The sequence below is a fragment of the Streptomyces sp. NPDC005955 genome (genome assembly GCF_042871255.1).
Lineage (GTDB): Bacteria > Actinomycetota > Actinomycetes > Streptomycetales > Streptomycetaceae > Streptomyces.
On sequence record NZ_JBIAIF010000002.1, the window covers coordinates 178618 to 204729 of the forward strand.

Sequence of the window (26112 nt, forward strand, 5' to 3'; positions counted from 1 at the left end):
GATCCGCCCCGCGCTAGCGACCGCCCCTGAGGATCTGCTCCTCGTTCGGGATGGCCCCGCCGAACCGTCGGTCCCGGGAGGCGTACTCCATGCACGCGCGCCAAAGATCGCGGCGGTCGAAGTCGGGCCACAGTACGTCCTGGAACACCATCTCGGCATAACTGCTCTGCCAGATGAGATAGTTGGAGGTGCGCTGCTCGCCGCTGGGACGCAGGAAGAGGTCCACGTCGGGCATGTCCGGGTAGTACAGGTACTTGGCGAAGGTCTTCTCGTTCACCTTCCCCGGGTCCAGCTTGCCCGCCGCGACATCACGGGCGATGGCCTGCGCGGCGTCGGCGACCTCGGCGCGACCCCCGTAGTTCACGCAGAAGTACAGCGTCATCGCGTCGTTGTCCTTGGTCTGCTCCTGGGCGACCTGGAGCTCCTGGACGACGGACTTCCACATCTTCGGCATCCGGCCCACCCAGCGGATGCGGATGCCGAGTTCGTCCATCTCGTCACGGCGGCGACGGATGACGTCCCGGTTGAAGTTCATCAGGAAACGCACCTCGTCGGGCGAGCGCTTCCAGTTCTCGGTGGAGAAGGCGTAGAGGGAGAGGTTCTTGACCCCGATCTCCAGACAGCCCTTCAGCACGTCGAGGACGACGCCCTCACCGACCTTGTGGCCCTCCGTGCGCGGCAGCCCCCGGTCCTTCGCCCAACGGCCGTTGCCGTCCATGACCACGGCGACGTGCTTCGGCACGAGCTCGCCGGGGAGCTTCGGGGGGCGGACACCGGACGGGTGCGGCTCCGGGGTCTTGTACTCGCGGCGGGACCGGCCGAGGATTCCACGACGTGCCATGAGGGGTTGTCTCTCTCCTACCTAGGTCTTCTCTACGTAACGCAGGGAACGCAGTCCGCGCTCCAGGTGCCAGTGCAGATATGCCGACACCAGCCCGCTGCCCTCGCGGACGTGACGCGCCTCGCAGGCGTCGGCGGTGGGCCAGTCGCCGGTGAGCAGCGCCCCGAGGAGTTCCAGGGCCTGCGGCGAGGGTACGACGCTGCCGGGCACCCGACACTCCCCGCACACGCTCCCCCCGGCGGCCACCGAGAAGAAACGGTTCGGGCCGGGCAGTCCGCACTTGGCGCAGTCGCCGAAGCTGGGGGCGTACCCGTTCACGGCGAGGGAGCGCAGCAGGAACGCGTCGAGCACGAGGTGCGGCTCGTGCTCCCCGCGGGCGAGCGTCCGCAGCCCACCGACCAGCAGCAGGTACTGCTGGACGGCGGGCTCCCCCTCGTGGTCGGTGAAGCGTTCGGCGGTCTCCAACATGGCCGTGCCGGCGGTGTAGCGGGCGTAGTCGGTGACGATGTCGCCACCGTACGGCGCGATGGTCTCACTCTGGGTGCACAGCGGCAGGCTGCGGCCGATCAGCTCGCTGCCGCGGGCGAAGAACTGCACGTCGACGTGGGAGAACGGTTCGAGGCGGGCGCCGAACTTCGACTTCGTGCGCCGCACCCCCCGGGCGACGGCGCGCACCCGGCCGTGGCCACGGGTCAGAAGCGTGATGATCCGGTCGGCCTCACCGAGCTTCTGGGTCCGCAGCACCACGCCGTCGTCCCGGAACAGACTCATGGGCCCATTCTCCCGCACCCCCGTGCGCCCCGGAGCCATCGGGTCGAACGGACGTCCGGCGCGGCGGGTCAGCTCACCCGGCGTCGGATCCGGCCGAGGCCGAGCGCCGTGAGGGCCGCGCCGAGCACCAGGTAGATCGCGGTCTCCAGCAACTGGAACGTCCCGTAGCGGCTGCCGGGGTGGTAGCGGACGTCGACGTGCAGGTCGTGCCCGGCGAGGCAGACCGCCGTGTCGCCGAACGTACCGCCCGCCCCGGTCCGCGGCGGATCGTCCAGGCAGTCGTTGAACCGCGCCCCGTCGAGGTCCGCGCCGTCCGCGGTGCGCAGCGGGCTCGTCTCGGCGATCCACGCATCGGGAGCGTCCGGCAGCCGCAGCCCGCCGATGACGGGGCCGCCGCCGATGCCGCCCAGGCTCCGCGCCCCGTTGATCGTCTCGGCCGTCACCCGCAGGGTGGTGGTCTCCGGTGCCACCAGCACGGGCCGCACCACGTTGGGGAAGAAGAACTGGAAGGCGACGAAGCCGACGAGGGTCACCGCCATCGCGGGCAGGGTGCGCCGCAGCAGCAGCCCGACGAGGGTGCCGAAGGTGACGGCCAGCGCGGCGTGACCGAACGGGACGAGGTGGCGGGCCCCGAACTCCAGGGCGCCGAACCGGTTCTGGACGACCTCGTCGAAGGGCGCCGCCGCCCAGGTCAGCAGGGTCGCCAGCGCACCCGTCAGGAGCACCGCGGCCGCCCCGACGAACGCGACCTTGGTGAGCAGCCAGCGCGTCCGGGTGACGCTCTGGTTCCACACCAGCCGGTGGGTGCCGTTCTCCAGCTCCCGGGCGACCATCGGCGCGCCCCAGAACGCCCCGAGGACGGCGGGTACCAGGGCCAGCCCGGCGGCGAGGAACAGCAGGGTGTTCTCGTGGGCGCTACGGAACTGGCTCCGGGCCCGGGCGCAGTCGCCCCCGCCGCCGTCCCCGCACCGGGACCGGTACGCCTCGTAGCCGTCGCGGACGTCCACGCCCACGTACAGCAGATAGCCGGTGGCGAGGATCAGGGCGAGGGCGCCGGCCAGCGCCTGCCCGCGGAACTGCCGCCAGTGCAGCCAGATCATCGGGTGCCCTCCTGCGGTGCGGTGCCGGGGCCGGGGGTCGGGGCGGCTCTGCGGGCCGGGCCGGGGGCGGCGCCGGGGGCGGCTGCGGCCCGGGTCATGTAACCGAGGACCAACTCTTCGAGCGAGACCGGCTCGACGGCCCGGGGCAACGCCACGGCGGGGGACCCGACGCGGACGACCGCGCCGCCCCGGTCCCGCCACACCACCTCGACCCCGGCGGGCAGCGCGCCGGGTTCCCCGCGGGACGCGGGCAACCGGGCGTGCGAGGCCAACAGGGTCCGGGTGTCGCCGGCGATCTGCACCCGCGCGTCGCACAGCACGATCAGGTGGTCGCAGACCTGCTCGATGTCACCGAGCAGATGCGAGGAGAGCACGGCGCTGGCGCCCAACTCCCCGACGAACTCCATCAGGTTGCGCAGGAACCCCTGACGGGCCAGCGGGTCCAGGGCCGCCGCCGGTTCGTCGAAGATCAGCAGCTCGGGTCGTTTGGCCGCGGCGACGGTCAGCGCCAGTTGGGCCCGCTGGCCGCCCGACAGCCGCCCCGCCCGCTGTGCGGGGTCGAGCCCCACCTCGCGGATGCGCCGCTCGGCCAGCTCCCCGTCCCAGACCGGGTTGAGCCGCGCGCCGAGCCGCAGGTGTTCGGCCACCGTGAACGAGCCGTACACCGGCGTGTTCTGGGCGACGAACCCCACCCGGGCCAGGTGCGACGCGCCGGCCGCCGGACGCGATCCCAGCACGGTCAACGAACCGGAGGTCGGCTGGATCAGCCCGCAGGCCAGATGGAGCAGGGTCGACTTGCCGGCCCCGTTCGGACCGACCAGGCCGATGACCCGGCCGGAGGGGATGCTGAGGTTCACGTCGTCGAGGGCGGGCGCACGGCGACGGCCGTACGTCTTCGTCAAGCCCACGGCGTGCAGGGCCGCGGGAGCGGAGGTGGTTGGCATGCCCTCATCGTGGAATCCGCCGCCCGCCCCCGGCATCGGCCGCATGCCCGGTTCCGCCGCCCGGCGACCGTACTTCCGGCCGATGACCGGTACGTCCCACCGGCGCGGAACGACTACGTCCGAAGGGCGTGGAACGCCTGCGTCCCACCGGCGCGCGGAACGCCTACGCAGTGCCCTGGGCGATGCCGTTCTCCCAGGCCCAGGCGGCGACCTCGACCCGGTTGCGCACCCCGAGCTTGGTCTGGATGCCGGACACATGGCTCTTGACCGTGCTGAGCGAGATGAACAGCTCGGCGGCGATCTCCCGGTTGGTGCGCCCCCGGACGACGGCCCGGACCACCTCGATCTCGCGCCCGGACAGCGGGGGCGACGGCGCGCGGTCGGGTCGGGGCAGCTTCCCCACGCCGTTCAGGTGCTTCAGCAGTCGCAGCGTGACCGAGGGCGAGACCAGCGCCTCGCCCCGGTGCGCGGCGCGGACGGCCTCGACGAGCAGCGCGGGCCCGGCGTCCTTGAGGACGAACCCCACCGCGCCGCCGCGCAGCGCCCCGTACACGTACTCGTCCAGGTCGAACGTGGTCACGACGATGACCCGCAGCGGATCGGGCACCCCGGGGCCGGCCAGTGCGCGGGTGACCTCGATGCCGTCGAGCTTGGGCATCCTGATGTCCACCAGGCACACGTCGGGGCGCAGTCGCCGGGCCGCCTCGACCGCCGCGGCGCCGTCCTCGGCCTCCGCGACGACCCGGATGTCCGGCTGGTCTTCGAGGATCAGCCGCAGCCCGCGGCGGATCATCGCCTGGTCCTCGGCGAGCAGGACCGTGATCGGGGTCATCCGGGCTCCCTGGGGATCATCCGGGGCCCCTGCCGGGGACGGGCAGGGCCGCCCGCACGGACCAGCCGGCGCCTGGGCGGGGTCCGGCGTGCAGGGAGCCGCCGAGGGTCTGGACGCGTTCGCGCATGCCGATCACACCGTACCCGCCGCGGTGCGGACGGCGGCCGGAGTGCGGCGCGTCGTCGACGACCTCGACGGTGACGACCCCCGCGGCCCGGGCGACGGTGACCTCGACCGAACGGGCGTCGCGGGCGTGGCGCAGGACGTTCGTCAACGCCTCCTGGACGATGCGGTACACGGTACTGGTCACCTCCGGCGGCCAGTGGGAGGCGTCGTCGGGCACGGTGAGGCGCGTACTCGGGCCCTGCCGTCCGAAGCGCTCGATCAGCGTGCCCAGTTGTTCGGGTCCGGGTGAGGCGGGCGCACCGTCGTCGGTGTGGTCGAGGTCGACATCGGCACCGGTATCCGTATCGGCACCGGAGCCGGCATCGCGGTCGGCGTTCCGCAGCAGGCCGACGACCCGCCGCATCGCCACCATCGCCTCCGAGCCGGCGGCTTCGATCTCGGCCAGCGACCGGGCCACCTGCTCCGGGGAGCGCCGGGCGACGACCTGCGCGGCCTGGGCCTGGATCAGCATCCCCGTGAGGTGGTGGGCGACGACGTCGTGGAGCTCCCGGGCGAGCTCCAACCGCTCCCCCCGGCGCACCCGTTCGACCGCGGCCCGGGCCCGGGCGTCCTGCACGCGCAGCGCCCCGCCGACCGTGACTGCGGCCAACCAGCCCACCGCGGCGAGGACGACCACCGCCGAGGCGGGGCGGGCGGCGAACTGGCCGACGATCAGCAGCAGTCCGCCGCCCGCGACGGCCCCGGCCCGCACCGCCGGCAGGGCCCGGACGGCGGAACCGACGAGCACGGCCAGTCCGAGGGTCGTGGCGGGCCCGGGCTCGGCGGGCAGTTCGACGTCGGGCAGGAGGCCGACGAGCACGGCCCCGGCCGCCGTGAGGAGACCCGCGACCGCCGTCCGGGTCCGCTCGCGGTGGCGCACCAGGGCGAGTACGCACACCACGACCGCGACGGCGGCCCCCGGAGCCCCGTAGGCGGCGCCCCAGGTCTGCGCGAGGGCGACCCACTGGACGGCGATCGCCGCGAGGAACACGCCGCCGGTTCCGGCAGTGGCGGCGACCTTGGTCCACCGGTTCGCACGGGTCACGTGGTCGAGGCTAGCGAGCACCCGTACCCCCTACGGACGCGGCGGGTCGGGCCAGGGCACCCCGGGCGCCGGGGAGTCGGCGCGCCGGTCGTGGTCCAGGCGGCGCAGCACCGCACCCGTGCCGAGGGCGGCGACCGTCGCCACCGTGACCAGGGCCGTCACTGCGCTCCAGCCCTCGGCCCAGGTCAGCGCGCTCACCCCGAGGCCGCCCGCGGCGACCCCGGCCGCCGCTCCGGGTGGCAGGGTCCGCACGGCGGAGCCGACGAGCACGGCGAGGGCCAGGGCGGTGGTGGGCGCGGGCTCCTGCGGCAGGTCGTCGCCGACGGCCAGGGACACCGCGAGGGCCGCCGCCGTCACGGCCGTGCCCAGGGCCGCGGTGAGCGCCGGCCACCGCGCACGCAGCAGTGCGAGGGCGGACACCACCGCCGACACCGTGGAGCCGAACACCCAGGAGGCGCCGCCCCAACTGTCCATGAGCAGGTACGTCGTGGCGGCGATCCCCAGGGCGCACACCACGCCGAGTCCGAGGTCGCCCGCTGCGCCCGCCCGTCGGGTCCGCCGTTGCGCTGTGTCCATGCGACTCAGGCTAGGGAGCGGGGGCGCGCGGCGGACCGGCCGAAAGTACGGAAGTGTTGGCGGGCGGGCCGTGCTTCGGACGGGTTTGCGTACCGTCGGGCTCCTAGGATCGGGGGATGATCGCCTCCTTGCAGTGCACCGTCCTGGACTGTGCCGACCCGGCCGCGCTGGCCCGCTTCTACGGTGCGCTGCTGGGCGGCGACGTCGACCGACCCGACGCCCGCTGGTCCCTGGACGCGGACTGGTCGACCCTGCACACCCCCACCGGGCAGGTGCTGGCCTTCCAGCGGGTGGCCGACCACCGTCCGCCCACCTGGCCGCACCCGGACCGCCCCCAACAGTTCCACCTCGACCTGGAGGTGCCGGACCTCGACCGGGCCCACGACGCGGTCCTCGCACTGGGCGCCCGGTTCCTGGACGCGGGTCCGCCCGCGGGCGGTTGGCAGGTGTACGCCGATCCCGCGGGGCATCCGTTCTGCTTGGTGCGGCACGCGGGCGGGGTGCGCTAGCTGCTGTCAGGGGTCGGGTCCAGCGGGAGTTCGCAGTCCGACGAACAGGGTTCCGGGGGGCGCTCGTTGGAGTGGTCCAGGCCGAAACCCTCACGGTGGCCATCGCGGACACGCTGAGCCGCTTCGAGGACTTCCCCGGTGTGCTGGTGCGGAGCGTGGTGCTGGACCACGTCGACCTTGCCTCGAACGACATGGCGACCGCTGCCGTGGTGCCCGCTCCGCCTCCCGCAGAGGCGTCCTCGTCGACGTCGTGACGTCGACGGAAGGCCCCGTTGGGGCAGCCTCTCCCGCAACAGCCCGGACGGGAGCGTACGCGTCGCTCACCCGCCGCCCGGCGTGACGAGCCCCGACTCGTACCCGAGGATGACGAGCTGCGCACGGTCCCGTGCGCCCAACTTGCCCATGATGCGGCTGACATGGGTCTTGGCCGTGAGCGGACTCAGGCTCAGGGTGTCGGCGATCTCCTGGTTGGTGAGGCCCCGGGCGACGAGGGTGAGCACCTGGCGTTCGCGGTCGGTGAGGCCGTCGGGGCTCAGCGCGGAACGGGGGCCCGGGTCGGGGGCGCGCAGTGCACGGGCGATCAGCCGGGCCGTCGGTCCGGGCGACAGCAGCGCCTCGCCCTGGGCCACCAGGCGGATCGCGTCGAGGAGTTCGGCGGGCTTGGTGTCCTTGACGAGGAACCCGGACGCGCCCGCCCGCAGCGCGTCGATGATGTGCTCGTCCGTGTCGTAGGTGGTGAGGACCAGCACCCGCACGCCCACCAGGTCCTCGTCCGCGGCGATGAGCCGGGTCGCGGCGATCCCGTCCAGGTCCGGCATCCGGACGTCCATGACGACGAGGTCCGCCCGTGCGCTGCGGGCGAGTTCGACGGCCTCGCGCCCCGTGCCGGCCTGGCCGACGACCTCCATGTCCGGTGCCGACTCGACGAGCATGGCGAAGGCGGCCCGTACCAGCGTCTGGTCGTCGGCGAGCAGTACACGGATGGTCACGCGGTCCCCCAGGGGAAGTCGGTCGGCGTCGGGCGGCGGGTCATGCGGGGGACTCCCCCGGGCCGAGACCCTGCCACGCGCGTCCCGGTCCGTCCACGGCGACCCGGGCGGGGGCCGCGTCGAGGACCGGGGCGGGCGCGCCCTCCTGGGCCACGGGGACCAGCGGCAGGAGCGCCGTCACGGTGAAGCCGCCGCCGGGCCGCGGCCCCGCCTCCAGGGTGCCGCCGACGCTGCGGGCCCGCTCCCGCATCCCGATCAGCCCGAAGCCGGAGGCCGTGGTGGGCTCCGCGGCCGGGGACGTGGACCCGGGGTCCGGGGCGCCCGCCCCGTCGTCGGTGACGGCGACCTCCAGGGCCACCGTCGCGCCCCGTACGGCCACCGTGACCACCACGCCGGGGCCCGCGTGCCGCACCGCGTTGGTGAGCGCCTCCTGGACGATCCGGTAGGCCGCCGCGCCGACCGCCGGGGGCGGCTGGGCACCGACGCCCCGCAGGGTGAGGGTGACTTCGGCGCCGGCGCTGCGGGCGGCCTCCACGAGGTCGGGCAGCCCGCCCAGGCCGGGCAGCGGGCCGCGCGGATCGCCGGGGGCGTCGGCGCGCAGCACCTCCAGGGTGGTGCGCAGTTCCCCGCGTGCGGCCCGGCAGGTGTCGGCGATGTCGTCGAGGGCGCGGGCCACCGCCGCCCGGTCGAGCCGCTCCGGGTCGGCGGCCAGCACATGGGCGGCGACGGACGTCTGCACCCCGATGAGGGTGATCGTGTGGGCGAGCAGGTCGTGCAGGTCCCGGGCGATCCGCAGGCGTTCTTCGGCGACCCGGCGGCGGGCCTCCTCCTCGCGGGTCCGTTCGGCGCGCTCCGCCCGCTCGTGGGCGGCCCGCACGTTGCCGCGGTGGACCCGTACGTAGGCGCCGACGACGAGGATGGCGACCACCCAGCCGGAGATGCGCAGGAGTTCGACGGCCTCGTGCGGGCTGACGGCCAGCATGACGGACATGGACAGGCCCAGGGTGCCGAGGCCCACCCACACCGTGCGGCGGAAGGTGCCGGTGACGGCGACCGTGTAGAGGGCCAGGTAGGTGACGGGTCCGGGGGCCGTGTGGTCGTAGTCGAGTGCGTGGTACGGGGCGACCAGCGCGATCACGGCGAGCAGCGTCCCCAGGGGCGCCCGGGTGCGGAACACGAGGGGGACGTGGGCGGCCAGGAGCAGGCTCCACCCGAAGGCGTCGAGGGTGCCCCGGTCGCAGAAGAACGCGATGACCGCGGCGGTCACGGCGGTGACGGCGGCCAGGACGCGGTCGTCGCACAGCAGGTGCCAGCCGCGGGCGAGGCGGGCCCTGGCCCGGGAGGCCCGCCCGGTGGGGGTCCCGGCCGTCGCGACCGCGCCCCCGGTGGGAGCCGTCCCCAGCGGGGTGGCGGCGGGCGACGAGGGCTCGGGCACGGAAACGGCCGTGCGGGCCGGTGCCTGGCGGGAGTTGGGTTCCACGGGGCCATCCTGCGGCATGGGGGCGCCCCTCCGGGAGGGGGAGGGGCGCGCCGGACGGGTGCGGGGAGTTCACCGACGGGGCCGGTGGGACGGGTGCGGCAGCCGGTGGGACGGGCCGCTACGGGAACGGGGCCGCTACGGGGCGGGTACGCGTTCCTCCTCCCGCGGCAGGTGCGGCGCCGCAGCCCCGGACCCCGCACCGGGCGCGGGCTTCGCCAGCGGGCCGGGCCACCACACCCGCCGGCCGAGCGCGACACTGGCACTGGTGACCAGGTAGGTGCGCACCAGGAAGGTGTCCAGGAGGACGCCGACCGCGATGACGAAGCCGAGCTGCACGAGTTGGACCATCGGCAGGTTGATGAGCACCCCGAAGGTCGCCGCGAGGACGAGCCCGGCCGAGGCGATCACCGCACCGGTGCTGCGCAGGGCGCTGAGTGCTGCGGCGGCGGGTTCGACGCCGTCGAGGCACTCCTCCCGCATCCGGTGCATGAGGAAGATCCCGTAGTCCACGCCGAGGGCGACCAGGAACACGAACGACAGCAGGCCGAGCCCCGGATCGGCGCCGTCGAAGCCGAACAGCGGCTCGAAGACGAGGCCCCCGATGCCGAGCGAGGCCCCCCACACGGCGACGACCGCGGCCACCAGCAGCAGCGGGGCGACCAGGCTGCGCAGCAGGACGATCAGCACGATCAGGACGGAGGCGAGGACGAGCGGGACGACGACCTTGCGGTCCCGGGCGTGGGTCTCCTTGAGGTCGAGCTGTTCCGCGCTGGGGCCGCCGACGTAGGAACCGGGGAGCGCGGCGCGCAGGCCCTCGATGGTGCGGGTCTCGGCGGCCGACTCCGGCTTGGCCGAGGCGAGTACGGATATCTCGGTCCAGCCGTCCCCGTCGCGTCCGCGGTCGACGCGTTCGACGCCGGGGACCTTCCGGGCGTCGGCGAGGGTGTCGTCCGCGCGGTCGGTGGGGGTGATGACGGCGAGCGGCTGGGTGCCGCTCTCGGGGAACGCCCCGCCCAGGGTCTCCATCGCGGCGATCGACTCGGGGCGGTTGGTGAAGGTGTCCTCCTGCTTGAGGTTGCCCGGCAGGTTGAACACGCCCAGGGCGAGCGCCCCGAGCAGGACGGCGCCCCCGATGAGCACGGTGTACGGGCGACGGCCGGCGGAGCCGCCCATCTTGGCGAACACCGAGGTCCGGTCCTTCGGTCGGCTGCCGAACGCGGGGATCAGCGGCCAGAACACCCGGCGGCCGAAGAGGACCAGGAGGGCGGGCAGCAGGGTCAGCATCGCGACCAGGGCGGACAGGACGCCGAGGGTGCCGAGCGGGCCCATGCCCCGGCTGCTGTTGAGGTCGGCGGCGAGCAGGCACAGCAGTCCGGCGGCGACCGTGCCGGAGGAGGCGAGGACGGCGGGTCCGCAGCCGCGCAGGGCCGCGCGCATCGCGTCGTACGGCAGCCGGTGGCGGCGGAGTTCCTCGCGGTAGCGGGCGACGAGCAGCAGGGCGTAGTCGGTGCCCGCGCCGAAGACGAGGATCGTCATGATGCCGGCGCTCTGGCCGCTGATCGGGGTGTCGAAGACCTGGTTCAGGGCGTAGGCGCCGGAGCGGGCGAGGAGTTCCGCGGTGCCCGCGGTCAGGAGCGGGACCAGCAGCAGGAAGGGGCTGCGGTAGATGACGACGAGGAGGATCGCGACGACGGCGACGGTGGTGTAGAGCAGCGGGCCGCCGAGCGACCCGTAGACCTCCTCGGCGTCGACGTCGAGGGCGCTGGGCCCGCCGACCTCGACGCTCAGCCCGTCGCCGCCGGAGGCGGTGGCGCGGACCTCTCCGACGAACTTCGCCCGGGCCTCCTCGTCCTGGCCGGGTCCGTTGCTCGTCACCGGGTACATGAGGGTGGTGCCGTCCCGGGAGGGGACGCCCTCGGGGGTGGCGCTGAGGTCGTGGGTGCGGGCGATCTCGTCGAGCTGGCGGTCGGCGGTGGCGCGGTCGGCGTCGGTGAGGCCCTCGTCACGGTGGTAGACGAGGACCAGTTCGGTGCTCTCGCCGCCCGGCAGCCGGTCCTGGATCTTGGCGACCTGGGTGGAGTCGGCGCTGGCCGGGAGGTAGTCGACGGCCCGGTCGCGCTGGACGTCGGAGAGCTTCCCGGCGAAGGGCAGCACGAGGGCGAGGACCGCGACCCAGAGGCCGAGGACGGCCCAGGGCAGGGCTCTGCGGGACCGGGTGCGCGGTGGAGGCTGGGGTGTGGAGGTCGGTGTCGTCACGCCTTCAAGGCTTCCGCCCGTACGGCCGTGATTCCTCGGACCGTGGGCCGAAGTCCCGGTTACCGCTCCGGGTGCGGTGCGTGGCGCGTTACTTCCCGCGGAGTACTCCCGCGGGACTCCGACGCGCTCCGGCTCCGGGGGCGCGGGCCAGGAAGGGGCGCGGGTCAGGAAGGGGCGCGGGTCAGGAGGGGGCGCGGGTCAGGAGGGGGCGCGGGTCAGGAGGGGGTGGGGCGGGCGGTGCTGAGGAGCCGGGTGACGTCGTCCGGGTCGAGGGTGAGGGCGCGGCCCACGGTGGCGAGGATGTCGCGTTCGGCGGGGGTGTACGGGCCGTCGGCGAGGGCGATGCGGGCGCCCTGGAGCAACAGCGACTCGCGGCCGGCGGGCGCCAGGTGCGGGGCGAGCGGTTCCAGGGCCTCGTGCAGTTCGATGGCGAAGCCGGTGAGGCCCGGGTCGCCGTAGAGGCCCGGCAGACGCCCTGTGTCGGCGCTGACGGCCTCGACGAGGGTGACGAGCTGTTCCTCGTCGCAGTCCCGGTACCCGGCGTCCCGGAGCGCGGCGAGCGCGACGCCGACCGCGCAGGGCGCGCCGGTGCCGCCCGCGGCGAGGACGGCGAGCGCGACGGTGTGGATCGCGTCGCGCAGCATCGCGGAGAACCGCTGGGTGGTCGGGTGGTCGAGGACGTCGGTGCCGAAGTGTTCCTGACAGGTCACGCACTCGACGACGGGCGCGGTCGCCCCGCGGGGCAGCAGCGGCAGGCCGAGGACGGCGAACCGGCGGCGGCCGGTGCGGCGCTCGTAGTTGCGGTCGCAACCGCAGCCGGGGCAGAAGAACTCCCCGTCGGCGACGGTCGTCCAGGCGGTGCGCACCCCCAGCAGACGGCCTCGGCGGCCACCACGGCCGCCACGGCTGTTCCGTCCTCTGCTCGGCAGCACGTCACACCTCCGCAACATCGTGGCAACCTCGCCGTGTTGGCGTGATGTTAGCCACATCGAGCGGGTGCCGTCAGTACCCAGGATGTGAAGGTGGCCGGGAGACGCCCCGGCGCCCGCCGCCCCGTGGGGTGGCGGGCGCCGGGGACGCGCAGGTGGCGGGGGTCAGCGGGTCGCGCGGTTGACGGCGGAGACGACGGCCTTCAGCGAGGCACGTGTCGTATTCGCATCGATGCCGATGCCCCAGAGGATCTTGTCGCCGATCGCGCACTCGATGTACGAGGCGGCCTGTGCGGAGGCGCCCTCGCTCATGGTGTGCTCCTGGTAGTCCAGCAGGCGTACGTCGATGCCGATGGACTGGAGGGCGTCGAAGAAGGCGGAGATCGGGCCGTTGCCGCTGCCGCCCAGGACGGTGTCGGCGCCGTCGACGGTGGCCTCGACGGTGAGCGTGTCGATGCCGTCGGTGTCGGTGGTGGACTGGCCGGTGCGCAGCTGGACGCGGCCCCAGGCGTCGTCCGGGTTGGGCAGGTACTCGTCGCGGAAGACGTTCCAGATGTCCGTCGGGGTGACCTCGCCGCCCTCGGCGTCGGTCTTCGCCTGGATGATCTTCGAGAACTCGATCTGCATCCGTCGCGGCAGGTCCAGCTTGTGCTCGTTCTTCAGGACGTACGCGATGCCGCCCTTGCCGGACTGCGAATTGACGCGGATCACGGCCTCGTAGGAGCGGCCCACGTCCTTGGGGTCGATGGGCAGGTAGGGCACGGCCCACTCGATGTCGTCGACGGTCTTGCCGGCGGCGGCCGCCGTCGCCTCCATCGCGTCGAAGCCCTTCTTGATGGCGTCCTGGTGGGAGCCGGAGAAGGAGGTGTAGACGAGGTCGCCCACGTACGGGTGACGGGGGTGGACCTCCATCTGGTTGCAGTACTCGGCGGTGCGGCGGACCTCGTCGATGCGGGAGAAGTCGATCTGCGGGTCGACGCCCTGCGAGAACAGGTTCATGCCCAGGGTGACCAGGTCGACGTTGCCGGTACGCTCGCCCTGGCCGAACAGACAGCCCTCGATGCGGTCGGCCCCGGCCATCAGCGCCAGCTCGGCGGCGGCGACGGCGGTGCCGCGGTCGTTGTGCGGGTGCACGGACAGGCACACGTGCGCGCGCCGGGACAGCTTGCGGCTCATCCACTCGAAGCGGTCCGCGTGGGTGGAGGGGGTGGAGCGCTCGACGGTGGCGGGCAGGTTGAGGATGATCTCGCGGCCGGCCTCGGGCTGCCACACGTCCATGACCGCCTCGCAGACCTCCAGGGCGAAGTCCAGCTCGGTGTCGGTGAAGATCTCCGGGCTGTACTGGTAGCCGAAGGTGGTGCGGTCGTCCAGCAGCTTCTCCGCGTACTCCATGACCAGCCGGGTGCCGTCGACGGCGATCTGCTTGATCTGTTCCTTGGAGCCGCGGAAGACGACCCGGCGGAAGACCGGCGCGGTCGCGTTGTACAGGTGGACGGTGGCGCGCTTGGCGCCGACCAGCGACTCGACGGTCCGCTCGATCAGGTCCTCGCGGGCCTGGGTGAGGACGGAGATCGTCACGTCGTCGGGAATCGCGTCCTCCTCCTCGATGATCGACCGCACGAAGTCGAAGTCGGTCTGTCCGGAGGCGGGGAAGCCGACCTCGATCTCCTTGAAGCCCATCGCGACCAGCAGGTCGAACATCTCGCGCTTGCGGGCGGGCGACATGGGGTCGATCAGCGCCTGGTTGCCGTCGCGCAGGTCGGTGGAGAGCCAGCGGGGAGCCTGGGTGATCCGCTGGTCCGGCCACGTCCGGTCGGCGATGTCGACCTGCTCGTACGGGCGGTACTTGTGGATCGGCATCGCGGTGGCCCGCTGGAGGTGCGTCGCGTTGGTGATCGGCGTGGGACGGCCGACGGAGGACGGATCAGCAGCAGGGCGGGAAGGGCTGGACATGATGCGTAGGGCTCCTCTTGGTCCACGGGGGACGGCCGACGGCTGAGCGCAACACCGAACTCCGCGGGGAGGGGGTCGGCCTACGACTACAGGCCCTCGCCGCGGCAGCTAAGGAGAAGCAGCCCGAAACGCATGGTGCACGCAGCCTAACCGAGCCCTCCCGAGGATGGTGGCCTGTCCCAGTATGCGGGACGCGTGAGGGGTACGAGACGCATGGTTCCCGGGCCGCTTCGCACGCGCTTCACTCCTTTTCGCCAATTCCACGTCACCTGTGGTGACAACAGGGTGACCGACTGCCACATTGCCCTCATGACACCACAGCGACCGGGCCGTCGGCCCGTCTTCTGCACCGTCGTCCCGCCGCACATCCTGGACAAGCTCGCCCAGGCCGACGACGCGGCCGTGTCACGCGCCGCGACCCGCACCCTGGAACTCGACGCCGCCCAGCGCACCCGCCGCCGGATCGCCACGGTGCGCGGCCTCGCCCCCACCACGGCGGTGCCCTCCGACAAGCCGGACCGACGGGTCCACGACGCGCAGAACAGGGAGGTCCTCCCGGGCCGCAAGGTGCGGGACGAGGACGACCCGCCGACCGGCGACGCCACCGTCAACCGCGCCCACGCCGGCCTCGGCGCCACCTTCGAGCTGTACCTGAAGGCGTACGGGCGCCGCTCGATCGACGACTCCGGCCTGCCGCTGGTGGCGACCGTGCACTACGGCCAGGACTACGCGAACGCCTTCTGGAACGGCGAGCAGATGGTGTTCGGCGACGGGGACGGGGAACTGTTCCTCGACTTCACGCTCCCGGTCGACGTGATCGGCCACGAGCTCACCCACGGCGTGGTCCAGTACACGGCGAACCTGGAGTACTACGGCCAGTCGGGTGCGCTCAACGAATCGGTGTCCGACGTGTTCGGCGCCCTGATCAAGCAGTACGGGCTCGGGCAGCTCGCCAAGGACGCGGACTGGCTGATCGGCGCGGGGCTGCTCGGCCCGAACGTCGAGGGGGTGGCGCTGCGCTCGATGAAGGCGCCGGGCACCGCCTACGACGACGACGTCCTCGGCAAGGACCCGCAGCCCGCGACGATGGACGACTACGTCCGCACCAACCGGGACAACGGCGGCGTCCACATCAACTCGGGCATCCCGAACCACGCCTTCTACCTGCTCGCCACGGAGCTGGGCGGGAACGCCTGGGAGCGGGCCGGACAGATCTGGTACGACACGCTGACCGGCGGCGAGCTGGCCCCGGACGCGGACTTCTCGGAGTTCGCCCGGCTGACCCTGGCGGCGGCCCGGTCACGGTACGGCGCGGGCACCGAGCTGGAAGCCGTGACCAAGGCGTGGTCGTCGGTGGGTGTTCCGACGGGCTGACCACGGGGTAGACGAAGGGGCATGCGTATCGTCGTGCGGCGGACCGGAGGGTTCGCGGGAATCGAGCGGCGGGCCGAGGTGGACACCACCGCCCGCCCCGACGCCGAGGTGTGGCACGCCCTGGCCGAGCGGGCACTGACCGGTGCCCGCTCGGCGCCCGGCACCGGCGTCCCGGACGGTTTCAGCTACCGCATCACGGTCGACGGCCGCACGGCGTACTGCGCGGACCCCCGGCTCACCGACGCCCAGCGGGAGCTCGTGCGACGGGTCCTGAAGGAGGGCGCCTAGGCGGTGCGGCACGGGGGCGCCGAGTGGCCCGAACTGTTCGGCCCCCACGGGCACGATCCCTCAGGAATACCCCCAAAACACCCCGATCCGGGGCTCAAGAGATCAAAGACCGGCCAACGATGGGCAAGAAACTGTCCACCGTTTTCCCGTGCCTTACGTGATTCTTGGGTCAAGCGCTCCACGGGGGGGCGCTGTTAATGGGGGTACGTTTCATGACGCGAACGAAGCCATCCCGAACGACCTCGTTACGCACGCTCGCCGTCGTCGGAATCACCGCAACCGCACTGACCAGCGGTACCGCGGTGGCCGCCGGACCCTCGGTGGTCCCGGCGGGTGCACCGGCATCGGGCAGCTCGGCAGCCGCGGTGAGCGAGGAGACCGTCCGACACTTCGCGGACGTGGCCAAGGCGGTCATCGAGCGGCGCACGGCGGCGCTCCTGGACACACCGGGCACACCGGCCGCCCTGTCCGACCCGCTGGCCACCCGCACCCGCGGACCGGTGCACCTCAGCGCCGCCTCCGCACGGGCGGAGAACGCCACCGTCGGTGAACTACAGCACCTGAAGGCGGAGTTGGCCGAGGTCTCGGAGGCCTACACCGCCGCCCAGACCACGACCGCGGTCGACTCGGTCGACGTCGTCGGTGACACCGCCACGGTCCAGTTGACCGAGGACACGGCCCTCACCTACAAGAAGATCCACGGTGACGAGCCGCCCACCACCGAATTCCGGGCCGAGCACCAGTTCGTCTACGCCCTCGCCGCGGACGGCACCTGGGCGCTCACCGCGGCCGACCCGGTCAACAAGAGCGGTCCCGCCCCGATCAACCAGGTGGTGGTGACGGACCCGGCGGACCTGAACACGCCGGAGCCCGCCGACGAGCCGACCGTCGAGGACGGCACCGAGGACCCGAACGACGTCCCGGACGTGCCGCCCGGCACCGGCGAGAAGCCGGTCAGCGCCGTCGCCGCTCCGACCGCCGCCGATCTCGCGGCGGCCCGGAAGGACGCGCCGGCCAGCGGCGTCGTCACGCCGCTGGCCGGGTACGACTACGCCGCGATGGCACGGTACGCGGAGAAGTACTGGAAGAACTACAACTCGGCCTACCGCAAGTTCAACGGCAAGGGCGGTGACTGCACCAACTTCGTCAGCCAGTCGCTGCGGGCCGGCGGCTGGAAGAACAAGTCCGGTTGGTACAAGAACGCCAAGTACTGGTGGTACAACTCCGCCAACCAGACGTACTCCTGGACCAGCGTGAACCACTGGGCGACCTTCGCCAAGAAGAGCGGCCGGACGTCGATCCTGGGCAACGTCTACCAGATGGGGTACGGCGACGTGCTCCAGATGGACTTCGACCGGAAGAACGGCAAGGACCACACGATGATCACCACTCATCGTGCCAAGAACCAGCCGTACCTGACGTACCACAGCTCCGACACCTACCGCCGGTCGATGGCCAGCATCGTCAAGCAGTACCCCAAGGCCACGTACTACGCGCACAGGACGTGATGTGACCTCCGCCCACCCCCTCCGCTCCCGCCGGACGCCTCGCGTCCTGGCCGTCCTGGCGCTGGCCCTGGGGGTGACCGCCGCCGTCACCGGATGTTCTTCCGGTGACGGCGGCGGGCCGCGCGAACCCGACACCGACGCCCTGAACACCTTCCTGACCAGCTACGTCAGCGAGCTGAACGCCCGAGACGCCGAAGGGCTCGCGAAGCTGCTCGGACCGCCGCACGGCGAGCGGGACGCCCGGGCCAGGCTCACGGAGTACGGCGGGCGGGACTGGCGGGTGACCTGGAGCCACCGCAGTGAGCTGGAGGGCGTCTACCAGGTCCGGATCAAGGGCTCGGGCTGGGCGAAGAGCTCGCGGCAGCCGGTCGACGTCCGCGAAGTCCTCGTCTGGGACGAGGACCACTGGAACATGGCGCCGCTCGGCGACGGTACGACGCCCCCGGGTTCCTCCAGCACGGAGCGCCCCGCCCCGGGTGCCTCCGAGGGCCCGTGAATGCACGGCGGGACCGAGTGGGCCTCAGCGGCTGCGGGTGCCGGTCCGTCGGATCGCGACGGTGGCCGAGCGGGGGCGGGACCCCCGCCCGTCCGGCCAGGTGCTGACGGCCCCGGGGTCGTCCGCCGTCGGCGCACCCCAGGCGGAGGTGCGCTGGCCGGGGTGCTGCACGTTCACGAACAGCGTGCGGCCGTCGGCGGAGGCGGCCACGCCGGTCACCTCGGCACCACGCGGCGCGGTGAGGAACCGGCGGACCGTTCCGGTGCGGGGGTCGGCCGCCAGCAGGGCGTTGTTGCCGAGCGAACGGTAGGGCCCGTCGGGTCCGCCCAGGTGGCGGCCGGGGATGCCGGTGGAGATCCACAACTGCCCGTCGGCGTCGAACCACAGGCCCTTGGGGTGGGCGAACGCCCCTTCCGACGCCGCGTCCTGCGCACCGCCGGCGAGGAACCGTTCCCAGCGGAACTCGACCGCCGTCGGGTCGCCTTCCGCGCCGCGCCAGCGCAGGATCTCGCCGTGCGCACCGGTGCCCGGGGCGCCGGCCGCGCAGGCCGCGCCACCGCAGGCGGTGCCGCCGTCGCCGCCCACCAGGGCGAGGTAGACGTCGCCGTCACGGGGGTCGACGGCGACCCGCTCGGGCCGCGCCAGCGGGGTCGCACCGAGCGCATCGGCCGCGAGCCGGGCCCTGCGGAGCACATCGCCCTGGTCCCGCCAACCGTTCTCGGAGGTCAGCGGCCCCTGCCCGTACGTCAGCGGCAGCCAGGAACCGGTGCCGTCCGCGGCGAACCGGGCCACGTGGAGGGTGCCGTGGTCCAGGGGGTCCCGGCCGGCGGCGCGCAGCTCGCGCCAGGGCGCGGAGCCGACGAAGCGGTACGCGTACTCGCCGTCCTCGGCGTCCGTGCTGTGGACGACGATCCGTCCGGCCGCCTCGGACACCGTGGCGCTGCCGTGCGCGAAGCGCCCGAGCGCGGTCCGCTTGACCGGCTCCGCCGCGGGGTCACGGACGTCGACCTCCACGATCCACCCGTAGTGCTCGGGGTGGGAGCGCCGGTCGGCCAGGTCGAACCGGGGGTCCTCGGGGTGCCAGGGGTGTCCGAAGCCGTCGGCGCTGAACCCGTAGCGGACGTCGCCCTCGGAGCGGCGCCAGCTGCGGTCGTCGGTGCCGAAGAACGCGTTGGCGTTCTCCTCGGCGACCAGCACCGTGCCCCAGGGGGTGACGTCCACCGCGCCGGGGGCCAGCACGCCGCGGGCGGGTTCCCCGCCCGCGGCCGGGCCGGAGAGCCGGACGGGGGTGTGTGCGGTGATCCGCCGGTTGTCCCGGGAGTCCACGGTCCGCCAGGCGTCCGCCGCGGTGCGCCCCGCGGCCACGGCCACCACGGTCACGCCCTGGGCCGTCATGGCCGTGTGCGGTGCGCCCTGGGTGAGCGCGGCGTCGGCGGACTCGTGGGCCAGGACCAGCAGGCCGTGCGGACGGCCGTCGCCGCCGGGCGCGGAGGGCAGGAACGCGACTCCGTGGTGGTGGCTGCCGATCTGGTGCGCCTGCTCGGTGGCGGAGGCGATGCGTCCGGGGCGCCACGGCGGGGCGGAGCTCGTCAGGGGTTCGCCCCAGCGGGCCACGGGGTCCGCCCGGAAGCCCTCGGGGACGACGAGCGCATCGGCGTCCCCGGCCGGGACCGGGGTGAAGTCGGTCCGGACGCCCGGGCCGGCGGTCTCGGCGGGGAGCCGCCCGGTGGCCGCCGTGACGCTCGGGGCGGACGCGGCGACCAGGCCGGCCGCGACGAGGGCGCCGCCGGCGAGGACGGTCCGCCGGGAAGTGGTGGTCGAGAGGCCGGCGGACGGCTCCGGACGCTGGTCCGCCGGCGGGTTCAGGTGCTGTCCCATCAGAACTTCTCCAGGTTGAGTGCGGTCTGTAGGGCTCGGTTGGTGGCGGGTCCCCAGGACCCGTCGAGGGGGAGTCCGGCGCGGATCATCGTGTTGAGGTGGGCCTGGAGGGCCTTGACGGTCCCGGGGCCGATGGAGCCGTCGACGACGAGGCCGGCGGCCGACCAGGTGTTGAGGTGGCGTTGGAGCGCCCGCTTGGACTCCGGACCCCAGACGCCGTCCGGGGTGACGCCGATCGCGCGCTGGGTGGCGGAGACGGTGGCCGGGCCGAAGCTGCCGTCCACGACGAGGCGTTCACCGTCGGCCCACCTGCCGTAGGCGGCTTCGGTGTCCGGGCCCCAGGCGCCGTCGGCGTCCACTCCGATCTTCGTCTGGAGCCAGCGCACCCCGGCGAGGGTCAGCGGGCCGAAGGAGCCGTCCACGACGAGCGCCGGGGTGTGGCCGAGGCCGTTGACCGCGTGCTGCTGGAAGGTGACCGAGCGGATCGTGGTGACCCCGCCGGAGCTGGCGCCCCCGCCCGTGTGGGTGAGGTACGCCTTCTCCGTCGCCGGGCCCCAGTTCCCGTCGGCCGCGACACCGATCTTCGTCTGGAGCCAGCGCACCCCCGCGGAGGTGGCCGGACCGAAGGAACCGTCGACCGCGAGCGCCGGGGCGTGGCCGAGCGCGTTGACGGCGCGCTGCTGGGCCGCGACGGACCGGTAGAGGGTCACCCCGCCGCCCGTGCCGCCGCCGATGTGGGCCACGTACGCCGCCTCGGTGAGCGGGCCCCAGTTCCCGTCGGCCTCCACGCCGACCTTCCGCTGGAGCCAGCGCACGCCGGCCAGGGTCAGCGGGCCCAGGGAGCCGTCGACCACGAGCAGGGGCGTGTGACCGAGGAGGTTGACCGCGTGCTGCTGGGCGGAGGCGGAGCGGACGTGGGTGGTGCCGGCTCCGGTGCCGGGGGCGCCGCCGCCCTCGATGGGGACGTTGTCCCCGGCGAGGCCGCTGATCACCCAGTTGCGCAGGTCGGCGCCGGGGCAGGCGGTCGATCCGATGGCACCGTGGTACGTGGCCTGGAGCGTGCGGCCGGTGTGCCGGTTGGCCGCGTGGTAGAGCGCGCGGATGGCGTTCTTCGCCGCCGGGGTGGCGTCCCCGTTGCTGCCGATGAAGCAGACGCCGATGTGCGTGGTGTTGTAGCCGGTGGCGTGGGCGCCGATGTTGAGCCAGCCGCGGCCCTCGTAGATCCGGCCGAACCGGTCGACCAGGAAGTTGTAGCCGACGTCCGGCCAACCCCTGCCGTCCATGTGGTAGTTCTGGACGGCCCGTACGGACTGGGTGGGGGGACCGGCCGAGTAGTGCACCGCGAAGCCGGTGCGCTGGGAGAGCGGCACGGGGTACTCGCCCCGCGGCGGACGGGCGCCCCATCCCGCGCGCGGGACGATCGACACCGCCTGCTGCGGCGCGGGCCGCCCGGGGTCGATGGCCGAGCCCAGCTTGGCGTACGGGGTGAGGTTGCCGGGGCACTCCGTGTGGTCCCCCTCGGAGTGCGGGAGGATGTGCCCGCCGGCCCGGACCTGTGCGCTGACGTCCCCCTGGAGGTGCCCGATCAGGTTCTTGATCGAGTTCAGCATGGGCTGGGTCGGCTGGTTCCACGCCCTGATCATCCCCAGGACGGAGTAGAAGCCGGCGTTGCGGCCGACCGCGCCGACCCCGTTGACCCAGATCTCGCCCCGCTTGGTGCGGGCGGTCGGGGGCGCGTCACCGCCGTTCGCCTCGCCGCGGACCAGGCCGCGCCCCTCGTAGATCTTGCCGTGCGGGCAGACGAGGAAGTTGTAGGCGATGTCGCCATAGCCCTCGCTCATGTGCTTGTGCCAGATCTCGGCGACCCCTTCGATGCAGTCGGCCTCCGAGTTCGGCGAGAAGGAGAGGGGGCCCATGTGGTGGATGAAGACCCCGCCCTTCCAGGGCGACCACTCGCGCCCCTGGACGGGTTCCCGGGTGGCCGCGATGCGTTGCCGCACGACCTCCCCGGCCAGGTGGTGGTCCATGCCGAGTCCGTTGATCAGTTCCAGAGCCTTCAGCTGCCCGCTGTTCGTGGCGGCCGCACGCTCCGCCCACGTCGTGCGCGGCCTTATGTCGATCGCCATGTGAGCGACCCTCCTGTCAACGTGGTCCGTAGCCGCGGACAGTAAAGGTCTGGACCATTCAATGGCAAGAAATGACCGCTCACTGGACGGAGTTGACCGACACAACACGGGAGCGACCAGGGAGAACGAGACCTAGCGGACGGGCCCGACCCCTGTCCTGTCAGCCACTTGACACCCACTCGGCAGCCGGCTTGACCTGAAGCGGAGTTGAGGTCGGACGATGGAGTCCTCCCGTCGAATCCTCCGGAAGGAACATCCATGCGTGCCGTCGTGCTCCGCCAGTTCGGTCCCCCCGAGAACCTCCGGTTGGAGACCGTGCCCGACCCCGTGCCGGGCCCCGGTCAGGTCCGCATCGCCGTGCGCGCCGCGGGGGTGCACCAGATCGAGACGGCGATGCGGGAGGGGCTGCCGATCGGTCCGCCGCTCCCCGAACTCCCGGCGGTCTTCGGCGGCGAGGTGGCCGGCGTGGTGGAGTCGGCCGGACCCGGGGTGGACCCGTCCTGGGTGGGGGCCCGGGTGGTCACCGCGCACAGCACGCCGGGGGGTTACGCCGAACTGACCGTCGCCGACGTCGCGGACCTGCACCGCATCCCGGACGGGCTGGGCCACGAGGCCGCCGTCGCCATGGTCGTCACCGGCACCACCACCGTGGGCCTCCTCGATGCCGCCGCCCTCACCCGCGAGGACGTGCTCGTGGTCACTTCGGCCGCCGGCGGCATCGGGTACCTGGCCCTCCAGTTCGCCCGCCGGATCGGCACCACCGTCATCGGTGCGGCCGGCGGACCGGCGAAGACGGCGGCGGTACGGGAGTTGGGCGTCGACCTGGCCGTCGACTACGACCGGCCCGACTGGCCGGACGTCGTCCGCGGGGCGCTGGGCGATCGCGTCACCGTGGTGCTGGACGGGGTCGAGGGCGAGAAGGGCCGGGCCGCCTTCGGGCTGCTGGTGAGGGGCGGGCGGTACCTCAGCATCGGGGCTTCGTCGCGCGAGGAGTTCCGCCCGGACGAGTCGGAACTGCGCGAGCGGGGAGTGAGTTTCACCGATGCCCTGGCGCTGATGCTGGAGGGCGGCCGGGACGCGCGCACCGACCAGGCCCGTGCGCTGGCCGCCGCCGCCGACGGGACGGTGACGCCCTCGCTGCACGCCTTCCCGCTGTCGCAGGCCGGCGCGGCGCACGCGGCGATCGCGGCGCGGGCGACGACGGGCAAGGTGGTCCTCGTCCCGGACGGGGTCTGAACGCGTCGCGGCCGCGGAGCCGCGGGCGGAGGGTTCGGGGCGGGCGGGCGGAGGGGTTCGGGGGCGGGCCGGGCGGGCCGTATGCTCGGCCGGACGCCTGCCCCATCGCCCGCCCGATCGCCCGCCCCGAGGAACAGGAGTGACCGCTGTGCCGTCACCGCACGGAAGCGACGATCGCGGCCACACGCTGAACCTGTGGCGCCACGGGCTCGCAGAGGTGCCCGAGTCGATCTGGCGGCGCACTGAACTGCGGGTGCTGATCCTCGCGGAGAACGGACTCACCACCCTCCCGCCGGAGGTCGGCGGGCTGCACCGGCTGCGGACCCTGGACCTGGGCCACAACGCACTCACCTCGGTGCCCGAGGAGCTGGGTGGGCTGTCGGGGCTCACCGACTGCCTCTACCTGCACGACAACCGGCTGTCCCGACTTCCGCAGTCGCTGGGCCGGTTGACCCGACTGCGCTACCTCAACGTCGGCGAGAACCGGTTGGACGCCCTGCCCGACGCCCTCGGTTCGATGACCGGCCTCGTCGAACTGCGCGCCGAGCACAACCGACTCACCACGGTGCCCGACGCGCTCGGCCGACTGCGCGACCTGCGTGAACTCCGGCTCCGCGGGAACGCCGTCACCCATCTGCCGCCGTCGGTCGCCGAGCTCCGCTCCCTGCGCCAGCTGGACCTCCGGGAGAACGCCCTCGTCGACGTACCCGCGTGTCTGGCCGGACTTCCGCTGCTGCGGCAGTTGGACCTACGGAGCAACCGGCTCGGCGCGCTGCCGGACTGGCTCGCCCAACTGCCCTCGCTGGAACGGCTGGACCTGCGGTGGAACGGGGTCGACCCCGCGCTGCCGCTGCTGTCCCGACTGGAGCGGCAGGGGTGCACGGTCTGGACCTGAGCGGGACTCAACCGGCGCGCCACTCGGGTTCCGGGTTCCGGTGGTCGCTGGGCCGGGTGCCGCGCAGCCGTTTGAAGGCCACGCTCAGCGCGAAGGCGCCCGAGTAGCCGACCCGTCGCGCGACGACGTCCACCGTGTGGTCGGTCTCCCGCAGCAGGTCCGCGGCCAGGGCGACCCGCCAGTTCGCGAGGTAGGACATGGGCGGTTCGCCGACCAGTGCGGTGAACCGCCGGGCGAGCAGTGCCCGTGACACTCCCGCCTCGGCCGCCAGGTCCGCCACCGTCCACGGGCGGGCGGGCGCCTCGTGCAGCGACCGCAGTGCGGTGCCCACGGTCGGGTCGTCCAGGGCGCGGCACCAGGCCGGGGGGCGGGCGTCCGGGTCGTCGAACCAGCTGCGCAGCGCGGAGACCAGCATCAGGTCCAACGTCCGGTCCAGCAGCAGTTGTTGACCCGGCCGGTCCCGGGTGACCTCCTCGGCCAGGGCCGCCACCGACGGGGAGGGGCCGGCGCCGGCCGGTACCACCAGCACGGGGGGCAGGGCCCGGAGCAGTCGTTCGCTGAGCTCCCCCCTGCGCTCGAACGCCCCGCTGACCAGGACGGCGGCCTCCGCGGCCGGTGTTCCGCAGGTCCGGTCGGGCCCGGGGGCGCGTTCCACGCCCTCGGCGCCCGGGCAGTAGTCGGCGCGGGTCACCGTCAACGCCGGTGCGGTCCGGGGGTCGTCGGCCACCGTGTAGGGCACGTCGCCGCGGACGACGGCGACGTCCCCGACACCGACGGGGACCGGCTCCTGCCGGTCGGGCACGATCCAGGCCCGGCCGCGCAGCATCGCGGCGAGCGTCAGCGGGGCGCCGCTGGTGATCCGCAGCGCCCAGGGCGGTCGCACGATCGTCCGCCGGAAGACGGCGCCGCGCGCCCGTACCCCCGCCAACACCTCCGACACGACGTCCACCACCTCACTGTAGACGCACGGACATCAGCGGGAGCTTTCCTGCCATGGATCGTCCCGGTGCCGGTCGGTTGACTGGGGTCATGTCCGAACAAACAACTCTGGTCACCGGGGCGACCGGCAAGTCCGGTCGCCGTGTCGTCAGTCAACTGCGGGCCGCGGGAGTGCCGGTGCGGGCGGCGGCCCGGCACGGGGAACACCCCTTCGATTGGACCGACCGCTCCACCTGGGACCGCGCCCTGGAGGGCGTGCGGTCCGTGTACCTCGTACCGCTGGACGGGACCGCGCTCGTGCGCCCGTTCGTCGAGCGGGCGGCGCGGCACGGGGTGCGGCGGGTGGTGCTGGCCTCCGGGCGCGGCATCGACGATCCGCACTACGCGAAGGACGACAGCGGCATCCTGGAGGGCATGCTGGACGGTGAGGCCGCCGTCCGGGAGAGCGGTCTGGAGTGGACGATCAGCAGGCCGGGTTGGTTCGCGCAGAACTTCAGCGAGGGGTTCTTCGCCGACGCCGTGCGCAGCGGGGAGCTGCGGTTGCCCGCCGGTGACGGGGCCGCCAGCTTCGTCGACGCCGAGGACATCGCCGCGGTGGTGGTGGCCGCGCTGACCGGGGACGGGCACGCGGGGCAGGTCTACGAGCTGTCCGGGCCACGGGCGTTGACGCTCACCGAGGTGGCCGCCGCGATCTCCGGGGCGACCGGTCGGGAGGTCCGCTACGTACCGCTGTCCGTCGAGGAGCACGTGGCGGAACTCGTCCGGGAGGGGTGGTCGCCGGCGGACGCCGCGGGCTTCGCGGAGATCGTCGGACCGATCAGGAGGGGCACGGACGCGTATCTGTCCGACGGGGTGCAGCGCGCCCTCGGGCGTTCGCCGCGGAGCTTCGCCGCATTCGCCGACGCCACGGCCGCCGCGGGTGGTTGGCCGGGCTGACCGTCACACGGCGCGCCCGGTCCGGCACGGCCGCCCCGGCGCTCGG

At 73.4% G+C, this 26112-nt stretch carries 23 protein-coding genes and 1 pseudogene; 9 read left to right on the plus strand and 15 right to left on the minus strand.

From position 1 onward, the window contains the following. Positions 1-13 precede the first annotated feature (13 nt). From ACFYOU_RS06170 to ACFYOU_RS06200, 7 genes are all read right to left on the minus strand, one after another. Positions 14-841, minus strand: a complete 828-nt coding sequence (locus ACFYOU_RS06170; RefSeq protein WP_389762964.1) for an isoprenyl transferase — start codon at positions 839-841, stop codon at positions 14-16. Positions 842-862: 21 nt separating this feature from the next. Then, positions 863-1612, minus strand: a complete 750-nt coding sequence (recO, locus tag ACFYOU_RS06175; RefSeq protein ID WP_385487703.1) for a DNA repair protein RecO — start codon at positions 1610-1612, stop codon at positions 863-865. A gap of 68 nt (positions 1613-1680) precedes the next feature. Then, a complete protein-coding gene (locus ACFYOU_RS06180; protein WP_391303885.1) occupies positions 1681-2712 on the minus strand; it encodes an ABC transporter permease subunit in 1032 nt (343 codons plus the stop codon). Then, a complete protein-coding gene (locus ACFYOU_RS06185; protein ID WP_391303886.1) occupies positions 2709-3656 on the minus strand; it encodes an ATP-binding cassette domain-containing protein in 948 nt (315 codons plus the stop codon). The genes ACFYOU_RS06180 and ACFYOU_RS06185 overlap by 4 nt, the downstream gene beginning before the upstream one ends. Positions 3657-3819: 163 nt before the next feature. Continuing rightward, complete coding sequence (locus tag ACFYOU_RS06190; RefSeq protein WP_391303887.1) at positions 3820-4488, minus strand: response regulator; 669 nt, start codon at positions 4486-4488, stop codon at positions 3820-3822. Positions 4489-4504: 16 nt separating this feature from the next. Continuing rightward, positions 4505-5698: a histidine kinase gene (locus tag ACFYOU_RS06195; RefSeq protein ID WP_391303888.1), complete on the minus strand. Its 1194-nt coding sequence runs from the start codon at positions 5696-5698 to the stop codon at positions 4505-4507. Between the two features lie 30 nt (positions 5699-5728). Then, positions 5729-6274: a metal transporter gene (locus ACFYOU_RS06200; protein WP_391303889.1), complete on the minus strand. Its 546-nt coding sequence runs from the start codon at positions 6272-6274 to the stop codon at positions 5729-5731. A 116-nt stretch (positions 6275-6390) separates the two neighbouring features. Between ACFYOU_RS06200 and ACFYOU_RS06205 the strand changes: the two genes are divergently transcribed. Both ACFYOU_RS06205 and ACFYOU_RS06210 read left to right on the plus strand, forming a co-directional pair. After that, complete coding sequence (locus ACFYOU_RS06205; protein WP_391303890.1) at positions 6391-6783, plus strand: VOC family protein; 393 nt, start codon at positions 6391-6393, stop codon at positions 6781-6783. Positions 6784-6857: 74 nt separating this feature from the next. Beyond that, positions 6858-7037 (plus strand): annotated as a pseudogene (locus tag ACFYOU_RS06210) (hypothetical protein); the annotation flags it as partial. 66 nt (positions 7038-7103) lie between these two features. On the opposite strand, the gene ACFYOU_RS06215 reads toward ACFYOU_RS06210, so the two are convergent. From ACFYOU_RS06215 to leuA, 5 genes are all read right to left on the minus strand, one after another. Beyond that, positions 7104-7772: a response regulator gene (locus ACFYOU_RS06215; RefSeq protein ID WP_391303891.1), complete on the minus strand. Its 669-nt coding sequence runs from the start codon at positions 7770-7772 to the stop codon at positions 7104-7106. Between the two features lie 40 nt (positions 7773-7812). Then, entirely contained in the window at positions 7813-9252 is a 1440-nt protein-coding gene (locus ACFYOU_RS06220) for a histidine kinase (RefSeq protein ID WP_391303892.1), read from the minus strand. A gap of 135 nt (positions 9253-9387) precedes the next feature. Then, on the minus strand, positions 9388-11508 hold the full coding sequence (locus ACFYOU_RS06225) for an MMPL family transporter (RefSeq protein ID WP_391303893.1): 2121 nt from the start codon (positions 11506-11508) through the stop codon (positions 9388-9390). A gap of 215 nt (positions 11509-11723) precedes the next feature. Further along, complete coding sequence (locus ACFYOU_RS06230) at positions 11724-12440, minus strand: TerB family tellurite resistance protein (RefSeq protein ID WP_391303894.1); 717 nt, start codon at positions 12438-12440, stop codon at positions 11724-11726. A gap of 162 nt (positions 12441-12602) precedes the next feature. Further along, positions 12603-14390, minus strand: a complete 1788-nt coding sequence (leuA, locus tag ACFYOU_RS06235) for a 2-isopropylmalate synthase (protein WP_391303895.1) — start codon at positions 14388-14390, stop codon at positions 12603-12605. 309 nt (positions 14391-14699) lie between these two features. On the opposite strand from leuA, the gene ACFYOU_RS06240 reads away from it, so the two are divergent. The 4 genes from ACFYOU_RS06240 (at position 14700) to ACFYOU_RS06255 (ending at position 18056) form a co-directional block, all read left to right on the plus strand. After that, positions 14700-15764 carry a M4 family metallopeptidase gene (locus ACFYOU_RS06240; RefSeq protein WP_385487677.1) on the plus strand — a complete coding sequence of 355 codons (1065 nt, stop codon included), beginning with the start codon at positions 14700-14702 and terminating at the stop codon, positions 15762-15764. Positions 15765-15785: 21 nt separating this feature from the next. Further along, positions 15786-16052, plus strand: a complete 267-nt coding sequence (locus ACFYOU_RS06245; protein WP_385487675.1) for a protealysin inhibitor emfourin — start codon at positions 15786-15788, stop codon at positions 16050-16052. A gap of 365 nt (positions 16053-16417) precedes the next feature. After that, complete coding sequence (locus ACFYOU_RS06250; RefSeq protein WP_391303896.1) at positions 16418-17560, plus strand: amidase domain-containing protein; 1143 nt, start codon at positions 16418-16420, stop codon at positions 17558-17560. A 1-nt stretch (position 17561) separates the two neighbouring features. Further along, the gene (locus ACFYOU_RS06255) at positions 17562-18056 is read left to right on the plus strand and encodes a hypothetical protein (RefSeq protein ID WP_391303897.1); all 495 of its coding nucleotides are present in this window, start codon (positions 17562-17564) and stop codon (positions 18054-18056) included. A 24-nt stretch (positions 18057-18080) separates the two neighbouring features. On the opposite strand, the gene ACFYOU_RS06260 is transcribed toward ACFYOU_RS06255, so the two are convergent. After that, on the minus strand, positions 18081-19934 hold the full coding sequence (locus ACFYOU_RS06260) for an alkaline phosphatase PhoX (protein ID WP_391303898.1): 1854 nt from the start codon (positions 19932-19934) through the stop codon (positions 18081-18083). Continuing rightward, entirely contained in the window at positions 19934-22060 is a 2127-nt protein-coding gene (locus ACFYOU_RS06265) for a peptidoglycan-binding protein (protein WP_391303899.1), read from the minus strand. Before ACFYOU_RS06265 ends, ACFYOU_RS06260 begins: the two co-directional genes overlap by 1 nt. A gap of 258 nt (positions 22061-22318) precedes the next feature. On the opposite strand from ACFYOU_RS06265, the gene ACFYOU_RS06270 reads away from it, so the two are divergent. Both ACFYOU_RS06270 and ACFYOU_RS06275 read left to right on the plus strand, forming a co-directional pair. Then, positions 22319-23296 carry a zinc-binding dehydrogenase gene (locus ACFYOU_RS06270; protein WP_391303900.1) on the plus strand — a complete coding sequence of 326 codons (978 nt, stop codon included), beginning with the start codon at positions 22319-22321 and terminating at the stop codon, positions 23294-23296. 139 nt (positions 23297-23435) lie between these two features. Continuing rightward, positions 23436-24191: a leucine-rich repeat domain-containing protein gene (locus ACFYOU_RS06275; RefSeq protein ID WP_391303901.1), complete on the plus strand. Its 756-nt coding sequence runs from the start codon at positions 23436-23438 to the stop codon at positions 24189-24191. Between the two features lie 7 nt (positions 24192-24198). Here the strand turns inward: ACFYOU_RS06275 and ACFYOU_RS06280 are convergent, their stop codons facing one another. Next, entirely contained in the window at positions 24199-25140 is a 942-nt protein-coding gene (locus ACFYOU_RS06280; RefSeq protein ID WP_391303902.1) for a cupin domain-containing protein, read from the minus strand. An 80-nt stretch (positions 25141-25220) separates the two neighbouring features. Here ACFYOU_RS06280 and ACFYOU_RS06285 point away from each other — a divergent pair, with 80 nt between their 5' ends. Next, on the plus strand, positions 25221-26066 hold the full coding sequence (locus ACFYOU_RS06285) for an NAD(P)H-binding protein (protein ID WP_391303903.1): 846 nt from the start codon (positions 25221-25223) through the stop codon (positions 26064-26066). Positions 26067-26112 lie beyond the last annotated feature (46 nt).